The sequence below is a fragment of the Salinimicrobium oceani genome, from assembly GCF_012037645.1.
The window spans coordinates 1-370 of record NZ_JAAVJR010001037.1; the positions used below are offsets into that span (position 1 = coordinate 1).

Genomic DNA, 370 nt, shown 5'->3' on the forward strand with positions numbered 1-370 from the left:
GCAATAATTTCTACATTATTTTCTGAAAGTGTTTGCTCAAGTTGTTTCAGAAATGCTTCCTTATTGGGAAGGTTCGCATCTATAAGCACCTTATCAACCGCATTACAGGCAGAGATCTTTCCGGTTTTTCCGTTTAGGATCACCTCCAGCGCGATATCTGTATCGGCGTTTTCGTGGATGTACACGAAGTTGTTTCCGCGGCCGCGCACGATGACCTGTGCCGAAGAATTTTCTTTGACGAATTTGATCAGGCGTTCGCCACCTCTTGGTACAACAAGATCTACTCTTTGATCCGGATTGGCTAAAAACTCCTGAGTTTGTTTTCTGTCAAACTGAAGGTATTCTACCCAATCTTTAGAGATGTTATTTT

1 pseudogene is annotated in these 370 nt (G+C 42.4%); it reads right to left on the reverse strand.

Features of this window, described 5'->3' with window-relative positions:
- A pseudogene (locus HC175_RS20660) lies at nucleotides 1-370 on the reverse strand (glutamate-5-semialdehyde dehydrogenase); the annotation flags it as partial.